The organism is Luteipulveratus mongoliensis (assembly GCF_001190945.1).
Classification (GTDB): Bacteria; Actinomycetota; Actinomycetes; order Actinomycetales; family Dermatophilaceae; genus Luteipulveratus; species Luteipulveratus mongoliensis.
Genome location: NZ_CP011112.1, coordinates 3,994,229 through 4,006,804 on the forward strand (window position 1 = coordinate 3,994,229; position 12,576 = coordinate 4,006,804).

11 protein-coding genes are annotated in these 12,576 nt (G+C 68.3%); 4 read left to right on the plus strand and 7 right to left on the minus strand.

Annotated elements, in window-relative coordinates:
* Positions 1 to 21: 21 nt before the first annotated feature.
* The gene (gene gatC, locus VV02_RS18935) at positions 22 to 318 is read right to left on the minus strand and encodes an Asp-tRNA(Asn)/Glu-tRNA(Gln) amidotransferase subunit GatC (RefSeq protein ID WP_052594039.1); all 297 of its coding nucleotides are present in this window, start codon (positions 316 to 318) and stop codon (positions 22 to 24) included.
* Positions 319 to 410: 92 nt separating this feature from the next.
* Between gatC and VV02_RS18940 the strand changes: the two genes are divergently transcribed.
* Complete coding sequence (locus VV02_RS18940) at positions 411 to 1,502, plus strand: WD40/YVTN/BNR-like repeat-containing protein (RefSeq protein ID WP_157063465.1); 1,092 nt, start codon at positions 411 to 413, stop codon at positions 1,500 to 1,502.
* Here the strand turns inward: VV02_RS18940 and VV02_RS18945 are convergent.
* A complete protein-coding gene (locus VV02_RS18945) occupies positions 1,489 to 2,052 on the minus strand; it encodes a DUF4333 domain-containing protein (RefSeq protein ID WP_052594042.1) in 564 nt (187 codons plus the stop codon). The two genes, VV02_RS18940 and VV02_RS18945, sit on opposite strands and share 14 nt — an antisense overlap.
* Positions 2,053 to 2,271: 219 nt before the next feature.
* Between VV02_RS18945 and VV02_RS18950 the strand changes: the two genes are divergently transcribed.
* Positions 2,272 to 3,396 (plus strand): serine hydrolase domain-containing protein, encoded by a 1,125-nt coding sequence (locus VV02_RS18950; RefSeq protein ID WP_052594044.1) that lies wholly within the window; start codon positions 2,272 to 2,274, stop codon positions 3,394 to 3,396.
* A 55-nt stretch (positions 3,397 to 3,451) separates the two neighbouring features.
* Here the strand turns inward: VV02_RS18950 and VV02_RS18955 are convergent, their stop codons facing one another.
* Positions 3,452 to 4,957, minus strand: a complete 1,506-nt coding sequence (locus tag VV02_RS18955; protein ID WP_052594046.1) for a DHA2 family efflux MFS transporter permease subunit — start codon at positions 4,955 to 4,957, stop codon at positions 3,452 to 3,454.
* Between the two features lie 76 nt (positions 4,958 to 5,033).
* On the opposite strand from VV02_RS18955, the gene VV02_RS18960 reads away from it, so the two are divergent.
* On the plus strand, positions 5,034 to 5,639 hold the full coding sequence (locus VV02_RS18960) for a TetR/AcrR family transcriptional regulator (RefSeq protein ID WP_052594047.1): 606 nt from the start codon (positions 5,034 to 5,036) through the stop codon (positions 5,637 to 5,639).
* Between the two features lie 7 nt (positions 5,640 to 5,646).
* On the opposite strand, the gene VV02_RS18965 is transcribed toward VV02_RS18960, so the two are convergent.
* From VV02_RS18965 to VV02_RS18980, 4 genes are all read right to left on the minus strand, one after another.
* Positions 5,647 to 5,889: a glutaredoxin domain-containing protein gene (locus VV02_RS18965; protein WP_052594049.1), complete on the minus strand. Its 243-nt coding sequence runs from the start codon at positions 5,887 to 5,889 to the stop codon at positions 5,647 to 5,649.
* Positions 5,886 to 6,374, minus strand: coding sequence for a mycothiol transferase (locus VV02_RS18970; protein ID WP_052594054.1), 489 nt, complete (start codon positions 6,372 to 6,374; stop codon positions 5,886 to 5,888). Before VV02_RS18970 ends, VV02_RS18965 begins: the two co-directional genes overlap by 4 nt.
* Positions 6,371 to 8,548 (minus strand): NAD-dependent DNA ligase LigA, encoded by a 2,178-nt coding sequence (gene ligA, locus VV02_RS18975; protein WP_052597263.1) that lies wholly within the window; start codon positions 8,546 to 8,548, stop codon positions 6,371 to 6,373. The genes VV02_RS18970 and ligA overlap by 4 nt, the downstream gene beginning before the upstream one ends.
* Positions 8,549 to 8,625: 77 nt before the next feature.
* Positions 8,626 to 10,128 carry a right-handed parallel beta-helix repeat-containing protein gene (locus VV02_RS18980; RefSeq protein ID WP_169787719.1) on the minus strand — a complete coding sequence of 501 codons (1,503 nt, stop codon included), beginning with the start codon at positions 10,126 to 10,128 and terminating at the stop codon, positions 8,626 to 8,628.
* Between the two features lie 286 nt (positions 10,129 to 10,414).
* Here VV02_RS18980 and VV02_RS18985 point away from each other — a divergent pair, with 286 nt between their 5' ends.
* Positions 10,415 to 12,517, plus strand: coding sequence for an NPCBM/NEW2 domain-containing protein (locus tag VV02_RS18985; protein WP_083450285.1), 2,103 nt, complete (start codon positions 10,415 to 10,417; stop codon positions 12,515 to 12,517).
* Positions 12,518 to 12,576 lie beyond the last annotated feature (59 nt).

Here is a 12,576-nt window from a genome sequence, read left to right on the forward strand (position 1 = left end):
CTCTCTCAGTGGTTCGGCTCGTCAGTCCTGGTCCAGGATGCGCGGCACCTCGAAGCGCTGCAGCTCACTGGCGGGTGCTCCGGACAACGCCTGCTCGGCCGTCAGGCTCGGGCGGACCTCGTCGGGGCGCGTCACGTTGCTCAGGGGCAGCGGGTGCGACATCGGCGGGATGTCGTCCGCCGCGATCTCGCCGACACCGGCGACGAACTCCACGATCTGGTCCAGCTGGCCGGCGAGGTGGTCGAGCTCGTCATCGGAGAGCTGGATACGGGCGAGCATGGCGACGTGAGCGACCTCGTCACGGGAGAGCGTGGACATGCGCGGCAGTCTAGTGCCGCGCCCGGGTGGGTCCGGAGGCGAGCAGGCTGAAGGTCGCCCGCGACCGGAGACGCGCCGCTACGTTCGAGGGCATGAAGCGAGCCATCCTCACTCTTGCCCCCGCGCTGGTCCTCGCCATGGGTGTCGTGCCGACCGCACACGCCTCCGCGACGGACCGGCCGAGCCACCATCCGTCGTACGGCTGGACCGACCGGAGCACCGGCGCGGACGAGCAGTACCGCGGGCTGGCTGCCGTGAGCGGGCGGGTCGCGTGGGTGAGCGGTGAGAAGGGCAGTGTGCTGCGTACGACGGACGGCGGTCGGTCCTGGACCGACGTCTCCCCCGCTGCGGCCAAGACCGCCGGACTCGCGCTGCGCGACATCGAGGCCTGGGACTCCCGGCACGCCGTCGCGCTGTCGATCGGCAACGGGTCAGACTCACGCATCTTCCGCACGAGTGACGGCGGCAAGACGTGGACCGAGGCGTTCCGCAACGCCGAGGAGCCGGCGTTCTACGACTGCATGGCGTTCAGCTCCCGCAAGGTCGGCCTGGCGATGAGCGACCCGGTCGACGGCCACATCCGCATGGCTCGGACGACCGACGGGGGCAAGTCCTGGTCGGTGCTCCCGACAGCCGGAATGCCCGCGGCGCTCGACGGCGAGTTCGGCTTCGCCGCCTCCGGCACCTGCCTGGTGACCGCGCAGCGGGCCGGCTTCGGCAGCGAGGACTACTGGCTCGTCACCGGCGGCAAGACGCCGCGGGTGTTCCACACGACCGATGCCGGTGACACCTGGACCGTGATGCCCGCTCCCATCCGCGGCGGTGAGGCGGCCGGCATCTACAGCGTCGCGTTCCGTGACCGCCACCGTGGCGTGATGGTCGGCGGCGACTACACCGCGCCGACAGACGGGACCAAGGCCGCCGCGACGTCCGAGGACGGCGGCCGCTGGTGGAGTCCGAGCAGTACGCCGCTCAGCGGCTACCGCTCCGGCGTCGCGTTCGATCCGCGCAGCGGCCACAACGTCATCGCCGTCGGCCCGACCGGCAGCGACGTCAGCACGGACCTCGGCCGCAGCTGGAAAGCCTTGGACACCAAGGCGTTCGACGGCATTCACTGCGCCAATGACGGGACGTGCTGGGCGTCCGGGCCGCATGGCGCGGTCGCTCAGCTCACCCGCCGCTGACGCCGAAGTCGTCCCGCACCACGAAGTGGCCTTGAGCATCCTCGAACTCCACGGACACGTGGATCGAGTCGCCGTCCATGTCGCCGCGGCACTCACTCGTTGCGCCGGGAGCGACGGAGCTGACCTCGTCGCAGGTGAATCCCTCGGGTGACCAGTTCTGGTCCTCGTAGATCCGTGCGACCTCTCCGGCAAGGCGAGCGCCGTCGTAGGGCTGTCCGTCGACAACCTGGGCTGCGGTTCCGTGCAGGGCAGGGCCACCGTCCATAGGGCCGTCCCACTCATCGAACCCGGTTGCGAAGGCCACACCCAGGAAGACCAAGAAGCCGGCCCCGAGCACGATCAGCAGAGACACTCCACTGAGAACGATCGCCGCGATCGCCAAGCCGTTGGAGGACGACGGCGCCGGAGGCGCTGCTGGGCTCCATGCAGCGGCGTGCCCTGTCGGCCAGCTGCTGGGTGGTACCGGCGTCCTGCTCGTATCGGCAGGGACGCGTGTCGCGCCGTCGGGGGCGGCGTACGGGTCGGCGTTGGGCGGTGTCAGGTCAGACATGTGGACCGTGTTCTCGAGCAGGGCCTCCGCAGCGGAGATGCCGCACTATGACACGGCCGGCGAGGCGACGTCTTCGCAACGCTGGAGCGCACCACGTCGTACCAGAGGACCAGTCGAGAGTCACTCATCCGTACGACGAGCGATGGCTCCGTACGGTGATGCGCCCTTGGGCTGTGCCCTCCTAGCGTCGACGCGATCCGACGAGAGCTGGGAGAGCTGATGCAACGAGTGCGACGAGCACTGGCGACTGCAACGGTCGTACTGATCATGGGAAGCGCTGGGGCTGCTGCCGCGACGGCTGACGGCTCCGGCCGAGCCGGTCCACAACAACGGCTGGACGAGGTCGTCGACCACGGATCGGTCGGCGGCCTGGCCCTGGTGCGGACCCCGCACGACGCGTGGCGAGGGACGAGCGGAGTGAGCAAGCTCGGCAGCGACCGACCCGTGCCCGGGAACAGCCGCTTCCGTGCCGGGAGCATCACCAAGACATTCCTGGCCACGGTCGTCCTGCAGCTCACGGCCGAGGGAAAGCTCGGGCTGGAGGACTCGGTGGAGTCGTGGCTGCCTGGCGTGGTCCCGGGCGGCGAGGGGATCACGCTGCGCCAGCTCATGAACCACACCAGCGGCGTGCCCGACTACCGACCCACGATCCCGTTGCCACCGTCGCAGGAGTTCCTCGACAACCGCGAGCGGACCTGGACGGCGGCCGAGCTGATCGCGCGCGCCGTGACGCAGCCACCGACGTCCGATCCGCCGGGCAAGACGTTCTCCTATTCGAATACGAACTACCTGCTGCTCGGGCAGATCGTCGAGAAGGCGACGGGTCACTCGTATGCCGAGGAGATCGAGCGACGGCTGATCAGACCTCTTCACCTGCGCGACACCACCATGCCGGGCACGTCGGTGGAGATCCCTGGGCCGCACCCGCACGGCTATGCGCCCCTGGTGCGCGACGGTGAGTCCGAGATGACTCTCGTCGACTTCACGCGGATGAACCCGTCCCTGTTCGGTGCCTCCGGAGAGATCATCTCCACCGCGCCCGACCTCGACGCGTTCTTCAGGGCATTGCTGGGTGGTCGGCTCCTGCCGGCACATCTGCTGAAGGAGATGGAGCGGCCGGCCGTCGAGGGCCACGCCTACGGGCTCGGGCTGGCCTGGCGCGACACGCCTTGCCATGTCCGCGTGTACGGCAATGACGGCGACGCGGTCTCCTACCAGTCATGGTCGTACGTCTCGGCGGACACCCGACGTGGCGTCACCATCGCGCTCACGCCGAACCACTCCGCCAACAGCGACACAGCCGTAGGCAGCTACATCGACGCCGCGATCTGCGGAGACCGCTGACACAGAGCAGCTGGGCGACCGCGCCGTGTAGCGCGATCGCCCAGCTCGCTTTGCTCTAGACCTGCGCTGCCGCGACAGGGACCTCAGCCGCAGTGGCCTCGGCAGGCGCCGCGGTCACCTGTGCGTACGAGCTCTCTGCCGCTGCCTTCTTGCCGGGCAGGAGCAACGCGGGGATGATCCCGAGCGCGACGCTGACCATGCCGACGAGGAGCGCCGGCCGGAGGGCGTCGGCGTAGCCCGTGGGCGTCAGGTGCCCGTCCGCTGCCAGGAAGACCGCGGTCAGCACAGCCACACCGAGGCTGACACCGATCTCGCGGACCGTGGCGTTCACCGAGCTGGCCGTCGCGTGGTCCGCCTCGGCCATGTCCGAGAGAACCGCGGTCGCGCTGGGCGCGAACGTCAGACCCATGCCGACACCGGCCAGGATCAGCCCCGGGATCTGCTCGGTGTAGCCGGCGCCCGGTGTGATGACGAGCGCGAGGTAACCCAGCGCTGCCGCCTGCAGGATCAGACCGATGGTCAGCAACGGACGTACGCCGACCCGCGGCGCCAGCATGCCGGCGATGGGCGCGACCACCATAGGAGCAGCTGTCCAGGGCAGCGTGCGGATGCCCGCTTCGAGGGGTGAGTAGCCGAGCACGATCTGCAGGTACTGCGACAGCAGGAACACCGCACCGAACATGCCGATCGAGAAGGCCAGCGCGATGACGTTGGCCATCGCGAAGCTGCGCGACCTGAACAGGCGGGTCGGCATCGCGGCGTACGAGACCCGCCGCTCCCGTACGACGAACGCACCGAGGGCGGCCGCCGAGACGGCCAGCGTGCCGAGCACCGAAGCTGAGGTCCAGCCGTCGTCGTTGCCGTGCACGATCGCCCAGACGCCGGCGAAGATGCCCGCTCCACCCAGGAGCACGCCGAGCACGTCGAGCCGGCTGCGTCGCCCGAAGGACTCGTCCAGTACCCAGAGCACCAGCGGCACGGCCAGCATGCCGACCGGCACGTTGATCCAGAAGATCGACTGCCATGAGATGCCTTCGACGACAGCGCCGCCGACCACCGGGCCGAGAGCGACTCCGAGACCAGTGACGCCACCCCAGATACCAATGGCGAGAGGGCGTTTCGCAACCGGCACGGCGCCGGCCAGCAAGGTCAACGACAGCGGCAGGATCGCCGCCGCGCCGGCACCCTGGACGGCTCGGGCCGCGATCAGCGTCTCGGGACTTGTGGACAGCGCGGAGGCGATCGAGGCGAGCGTGAAGACCGCGATGCCGCCGAGGAACATCCGTCGGCGGCCGAGCCGGTCGCCCAGGGTGGCCGCCGGGAGCATGAGCGTCGCGAACGCCAGCGTGTAGGCGTTCATGAACCACTGCAGCTGGCCGATCGACGGGTGCAGGTCGGTGCTGATGACCGGGAGCGCGCTGGTCATGACCAGGTTGTCCAGGGTGGCCATGAACATCGGCAACGAGGTCGCCAGCAGCACCAGCCAGATCGGGACGCGCCGGCGCGCTGAGGCCGGCGGGGAGCCGGCGTCCGCGGGCCGGTCGACGGTTGCGGTACCCATGACCACTCCTTTGTAAGCATTGAATGATTACTTGTCCGAGCAGCACGTTAGTTATCAACTGATAACCTTGTCAACCATGGTGACCAAAACGACCCGAATGAGCGCCACCGATCGCCGTGAGCAGCTGCTGGACGCGGCCGCCCGAGCGTTCGCCCGCGGCGGCTATGCAGGCACCAGCACGGACGCGATCGCCCGCGAGGCAGGCGTCTCACAGCCCTACGTCGTCCGCACCTTCGGCACCAAGGCGGAGCTCTTCACGGAGGTCCTGACCCGCTCGTGCGACGCGATCGTGGCCACGTTCGAGGGCGAGATGGACCGTCAGACTGCCGCGCCCGACAGCGAGGAGTACTGGGCGGGGCTCGGTCAGGCGTACGCCGACCTGGTCGCCGACCGCGACCTGCTGATGGTGATGACCCATGGCTTCCTGGCCAGCTCGATCCCCGAGGTCGGGGCTCAGTCTCGCGCGTCGATGGCCCAGATCTATCGGCTCCTACGCGACCGGACCGGATGTCCGCCTGAGCGTGCCCGCGAGTTCATCGCTCACGGCATGCTGCTCAACACGCTGCTGGCGATGGAAGCTCCGGAGCACCGCGACGACGATCCTGCGCTGCGGGAGCTCGCCGACTGCGCGTTCGGACCCGGGCTCGAGAAGCTCGCTGCGCATCAGGCGGCGCGCACCTGACCCCTCGTCACTCGAGCAGGGCTTCGTGCACCAGGGCCGGGTCGGGGTTGGTGTAGCCCTTGCCGTCAATCACCACGGTCGGCACGATCTCGTTGCCGTTGTTGATGCCTCGAACGACCTCGGCCGCCTCGAGGTCCTCCCAGATGTTGCGCCATTGCGCGCGCGAGCCGTCGGGCCCGAGCGCGGCCCGCAACGAGGTGCAGTAGCCACACCCAGGCCGCCAGTAGATCGTCACGTCGTGCGCGCTCATCTGTGCTCCTTGCGAACGAGGTCTGCGGTCACATCGAGATGGCCGCGATGCTGGGCGAGCTCTTCGTAGATGTGCATGAGCACGCCGCCTTGAGTACGGGTGAACTGCGGCATGTCTTCGCGGTCCCGGTCATCGAGCGGACCGGGCGGGGGCGCTGCGCCGTCGAACGCCTCCAGGTCTTGCTCAAAATGCTTGCGCTGCAACGACATTCGCGTGACCAGGTCGTCCACGGTGCCTGTCGCCACGAACTCCGCCGCTCGGTCCCGATCGATGGCCCTCGCGGCGATGACCTGACCGGCCCAGAACTCCATGACGCCCAGGCAGTGCGTGACGATGACGTACGCAGAGTTGGCGCCTTCGAGGTCAGGGCGCCGGTTGGCGAGGTCGTCGCCGAGCGACTCGAGCGTCGTACGCATGCCGCTCAACGCACGGTCAACGTGCACGAGGACGTCATCCAGCGCCACGGACGGTGATGTCTCGGTCATGTATCGTCCTCCGACGCCGTCTCGTCGTCGGCCGCTTCGTCGTCGGCTTCAGCGAACGCGGACGGACCCTCGTCGAGCAGGGTGCGGAAGCCGGACTCATCGAGGATGCGCAGACCGAGCTCCTCGGCCTTGGTGGCCTTGGTGCCGGCGTTGGCCCCGACGACCACGAAGTCGGTCTTCTTGCTGACCGACCCGGACGCCTTGCCGCCGCGCGTCACGATGGCTTCCTTGATCTCATCGCGTGAGAAGCCTTCGAGTGAACCGGTGGCGACGATCGTGAGGCCCTCCAGCGTGCGTACGACGGACTCGTCCCGCTCGTCGGCCATCCGCACACCGGCGGCTGCCCACCGCTCGACGATCTGCCCGTGCCAGTCGACGGCGAACCACGCCACGACGGCTTCGCCGATGACCAGCCCGACACCCTCGGTCGCCGCGATGCGCTCGGCGTCGGCCTCGCGCAACGCCTCCATCGACTGGAACTCCGAGGCCAGCGCCCGAGCGGCTGTCGGTCCCACGTGCCTGATGGACAGCGCCACGATCACGCGCCACAGCGGCTGCTGCTTGGCCTGCTCGAGGTTGGCGATGAGCCGAGCACCGTTGGCAGACAACGTCTTTCCATCGACAACTGCGTCCTCGGCGTCAGTCTTCTTGGCCGCTCGGGTGTAGAGCGGCACCTTGACGAGGTCTTCGGTCGAGAGGTCGAACAAGGTGGACTCATCGGCGAGCACACCGGAGTCCAGCAGCGCAGTCGCGCCCTCCCAGCCCAGCGCCTCGATGTCGAACGCTCCCCTGCCGGCCAGCCCGAAGAGCCGCTCGCGGAGCTGCGCGGGGCAGTGCCGCGCGTTGGGGCAGCGGATGTCCTTGTCACCGTCGCGCTCGTAGGCCAGCGGCGTGCCGCAGGCCGGGCAGTCGGTCGGCATCTCGAACGCGCGCTCGGAGCCGTCGCGCAGGTCGACGACCGGACCGACGATCTCGGGGATGACGTCGCCGGCCTTGCGCAGCACGATCGTGTCGCCGATCAGCACGCCCTTGCGGGTGACCTCGAACGCGTTGTGCAACGTCGCCCGTTCGACGGTCGAGCCGGCGACCTTGACCGGCTCCATCACGCCGAATGGGGTCACTCGGCCCGTGCGGCCCACATCGACGCGGATGTCGAGGAGCTTGGTGTTGACCTCCTCGGGCGGGTACTTGAACGCGATCGCCCAGCGCGGCGCCCGCGAGGTCGAGCCGAGCTGCCGTTGCACCGACACCTCGTCGACCTTGACCACGACCCCGTCCAGCTCGTGCTCGACCGAGTGGCGCGACTTGCCGTACTTGTCGACGTAACGCTGCACGGCCTTGATGTCCTTGACGACCTTGGAGTGCGTCGAGACGGGGAGCCCCCAGCCGCCCAGCAGGTCGTACGCCTGTGACTGGCGGGTGATGTCGAAGCCGGTCCGCGCGCCGATGCCGTGCACGAGCATCCGCAGGTTGCGGCTCGCGGTCACCCTCGGGTCCTTCTGTCGCAGCGAACCTGCAGCAGTGTTGCGGGGATTGGCGAACGGCGGCTTGCCCTGCTCGACCAGGGAGACGTTGAGTGCGGTGAAGTCCTCGACCGGGAAGAACACCTCGCCACGCACCTCGACCAGCGCCGGGATGTTGTCCCCCTTGAGCTGGTGCGGGATGCCCTCGATGGTGCGGACGTTGAGGGTCACGTCCTCGCCTGTGCGGCCGTCACCGCGGGTCGCGGCGCGAACCAGTCGGCCATCCTCGTAGAGCAGGTTGACCGCGAGCCCGTCGATCTTGAGCTCGCACAGGAAGTGCACCTCCGCTCCCCCGGAGTCGCGCTCGACGCGAGCCGCCCACGCAGCCAGCTCGTCTGCGCTGAAGGCGTTGTCGAGACTGAGCATCCGCTCGACGTGGTCAACGGGCGTGAACTCCGTGGAGTAGGTCGCGCCCACCTGCTGGGTCGGGCTGTCCGGCGTCCGCAGCGAGGGGTGCGCCTCCTCCATCTCGTTGAGGCGGCGGATGAGCCCGTCGTACTCGCCGTCGCTGACGGTCGGCGTGTCCTTGACGTGGTAGGCGAACTGATGGCCGCGGACCTGCTCGGCCACGTCCTCCCACTCGTGTCGTACGTCATCGGGCACCGGCCCGTCAGTCTCCGGGTCGGCTGGGGGCTGCTCCGTCGTACTCACCCGCTCATCCTGCCGCACCGCAGTGACATTGACCGGCGCTGCCGCGCTACCCGCGACGCCCGGCCAGACCTCCAGCCCTACCCGACGCCACGACCTTCGTAGGCGCCGATGTTCGGCGCCCGGTCCCGGGGCACGCGGTTGCCGTAGAAGTCGCGCCCGCCGTTGTCCGAGATGACGGTTCCTGCACCGGTCGCCGGTGAGCCGGCCCGCAGACGGTACCCGGCCGCGCCGGTGCCTGGCGCGACCAGCAGCGGGTCAGCGGTCGAGCCGCCCGGATTGGACTCCACACCGCTGACGTTGACGAACGTGTTGTGCGTCGGACTGACCGCGGTGCCGGGCTGCAGGCGCAGGTTCGCGGTCCCGTCGCCGGCCTTGACCACGATGTTGTTGTCGAACCGGACATGGTGCGGTGCGGTCGTGTTCTCGTTGATCACCGTCATCGAGCGGCCCGGGCCGACGTAGATCGTGTTGTTGTACACGTGCGCGCTCTCGATCCCACCCGAGCACATCTCGACACCACGGAACACGTCGTTCTGGCTGACGTTGTAGCGCACCACCGCGTTCGCGACACGGCCGGTCGCGTTGCACAGCAGCACGAAGCCGCCGGCGTTGTCGTGGCTGTAGTTGTACTCGAAAACCGTTGTGTCCGTGCCCTGGTCGACGTCGAAGGCCATTCCGTCGCGGGTCGTCTCACCACCGGAGACCTCGTTGTAGCGGAACGTCGTCCCGTCGGAGTTCCACGGCCACATCCCGGCGTTGTAGCCCGCGGACCGGCGCTGGAAGCCATCGATCCGGTTGTGCTCGACCAGAGCGTTCCGTGCGGTCAGGATGACGATGCCGTCGCCGCCCACGTCGTACACCTGGTTGCCGGCGACCACGATCCGGGTGTTGGCCGTCCACGGCTTGGTGACCGGCCCGGTGGACCCGACCTGCGGACGCTGCTCCCACTCCGAGACCACCAACCGGATCCCGCCTCGGTTCACGCCCTTGACCGTGTTGCCGGTCACCCGTACGTCGTCGAACGCGCTCGCCCGGACGTCACCAACGACGGAGAACAAGATCCCGTCGCTGCCCGAGGTGCTCTTGGTGTCATCGCCCCAGACGTCGTGGACGTACAGGTTCTGCAGCACGTAGTGCCGACCCGTCCCGTAGTCACTCAGGCGGACATGCACGCCGCGCCGGTTGCCACCAGGGCTCGCGGCGTTGGTGACCTCCAGGTCACGCAGCTCGATCCACTGAGTGTTCTGCAGCAGCACCGCATCCGGCGCACCGTTGCCATCGATCACCGGCCGTGCTCCGGAGCCGTACGCCCCGATACGGATCGGCGCACCCGCCGCGCCGGCACCACGCGGCGCGAACGTCCCCGTGCAGCGGCTGCCGCGCTTGAACAGCACCGTGGTGCCCGGCCGGAGGGTGAGGGCATTCACCTCGGCCAAGGAGCCCAGACCCGACGAACCACCCGAGCAGTCCACGTAGTACGACCGCGGCCCAGCACTCGCCGAACGCGGCAGGACGAACCCGACCGCAGCCATGACAAGAGCAACGACGAGCGCAAGGGCTGAGGAAGTACGTCGGGTCAAGCAGGTGCTGGGTCCTCGCGACGTCATCTCACATCTCCAGAGGTCGTAGATCGGATGTTTGGTCTCGCGGCCGGCGCGAGAGTAGCGGCCAACTAGGCCATCCGGGGGTCAACGTTCATCAAGAAACTTGATCGCTCGATCAAAGATCCGATCATCGTCATCTCTCATGCGTGAACCTGATCAACATAGCGTGTTTTTGGTCACATCTGCTCACCACGAGTTGGCGCGCAGTACACCGTCGAGCACTGTTCCTGCCCCTCACCCCGCGCACAAGGAGCTGGCAAGCATGAGTACGTCAACCCCGCGACATCAGGTACGACCCCACCTGCGACGGCAGCGCACCCTGAGAGGAGGAGCAGCAGCCGTCGGCGTCACCGCGGTCATGGTCTCCGGACTCGGCGTGGCCGCTGCGGCGCCGTCCGTCGGAGCGACGTCAGCGCCGACATCGCCGCCGGCCGCCGCGACCACGGCGGGCGCAGATCTGCCGACACCCTTGATGGGATTCAACGACTGGAACTCCTTCGGCTGCAACGTGTCCGAGAAGCTGATCAAGGCGACGGCGGACCTCTTCGTCACCCAGGGCTACAAGGACGCCGGCTACAACTACGTCAACATCGACGACTGCTGGATGACCAAGCAGCGGGACCCCGCCACGAACCGCCTCGTCGCCGATCCGGTGAAGTTCCCGAGTGGCATGAAGGCGGTCGCTGACTACGTCCACTCCAAGGGACTCAAGATCGGCATCTACGAGTCGGCCGGGACCAAGACGTGCGCGGGCTACCCGGGCAGCCTCGGCTACGAGTCCACCGACGCCCAGACCTTCGCCGACTGGGGCTATGACCTGCTCAAGTACGACAACTGCAACCACCTCGGTGACACCACGCAGGCGCAGTACATCACCAGGTACAAGAAGATGGGCGACGCCCTGAAGGCCACCGGCCGCCCGATCGTCTACTCGCTGTGCGAGTGGGGCAACCTCGAGCCCTGGACCTGGGCCAAGGACAAGGTCGGTGCGCCGATGTGGCGCACGACCGGCGACATCAGCGACAGCTGGAGCAGCATGCTGTCCATCCTCACGTCGAACGCCAAGCTCGACACGTTCGCAGGGCCGGGTGGATGGAACGACCCCGACATGCTCGAGGTGGGCAATGGCGGCATGACCGACACGGAGTACCGCACGCACTTCTCGATGTGGTCGATCATGGCCGCGCCCCTCATCATCGGCAGCGACCTGCGCACGGAGAGTCCGGAGACGCGCGACATCCTGCTCAACAAGGACGTCATCGCGATCGACCAGGACGCGAAGGGCGTGCAGGGCAAGGAGATCGAGAACGCGGGCGGGCGCCACGTCTTCGTGAAACCGCTGGCCAACGGAGACGTCGCGGTGGCCCTGCTGAACGAGACCGATGCCCCGGCACTCATCGACACCACGGCAGCAGCGGCGGGCCTCACCGGCCATCCGTCCTACTACCTCAAGGACCTCTGGTCCAAGGAGACCACCCAGACCACCGGTGTCATCTCGAGCTCGGTGCCCGCACACGGCACCGTGCTCTACCGGGTGTCGCCGGCCGGCAGCAAGGTCTACCCGCCGCAGACCACGCTGAGCGGATCAGCTCCGACGGCGTACCCCGACGGACCCTCGCTGGTGAAGCCAGGCCAGACGGTGGTTGTCACCACGACCTTCACCAATCACGGGACCCAGAAGGTGACCAACGCCAGCACCGGTCTCTCCGCGCCGGGCGGGTGGAGCGTACGCCCGGTGGGCAAGACCCGTACGGCGACAGTGAAGCCGGGTGGGACGTCCGTCGTCACCTGGGCGGTCACCGCCCCGAGCACGCTGCGACCCGGAACGACATCGCTGAGTGCCACCACGACCTACCTGCTCAAGGACGGCCGACAGGTCAGCACCGCGGGCGGCACCGCACTGCAGTACGCCGTGCCGATCGGGACCGGCACGGTCGCCCTCGGCGGTGCGTCGTGGGTGTCCACCAGCAATGCCTGGGGCCCCGTCGAACGCAACACCAGCAACGGTGAGGACGCCGCCGGCGACGGCTCGACCATCACGATCCAGGGCAAGACCTTCGCCGAAGGCATCGGCACGAACGCCCCGAGCGAGGTCACGATGTTCCTGGACGGTGCCTGCACGTCAGTCACCGCGAACGTCGGCCTGGATGACGAGACCGGTGAGAAGGGCAACGCCGCCGGATTCGAGATCTGGGCAGACGGCGTGAAGGTCGCCAGCACGGACATGACGTCGGCCGACCCGGCACGGACGCTGACCGCGCAGGTGCCGCACGCGGCCTTCGTCACCTTGCGTGCCACCGATGGCGGCGACGGAGCCAATTACGACCACGCCGACTGGGGTGGCGCCACCGCCTCCTGCGGCTGACCGCCCTTCCAACGCGACCGGCCCGCTCCCCTACCAGGGGGCGGGCCGGTCAACGAGCG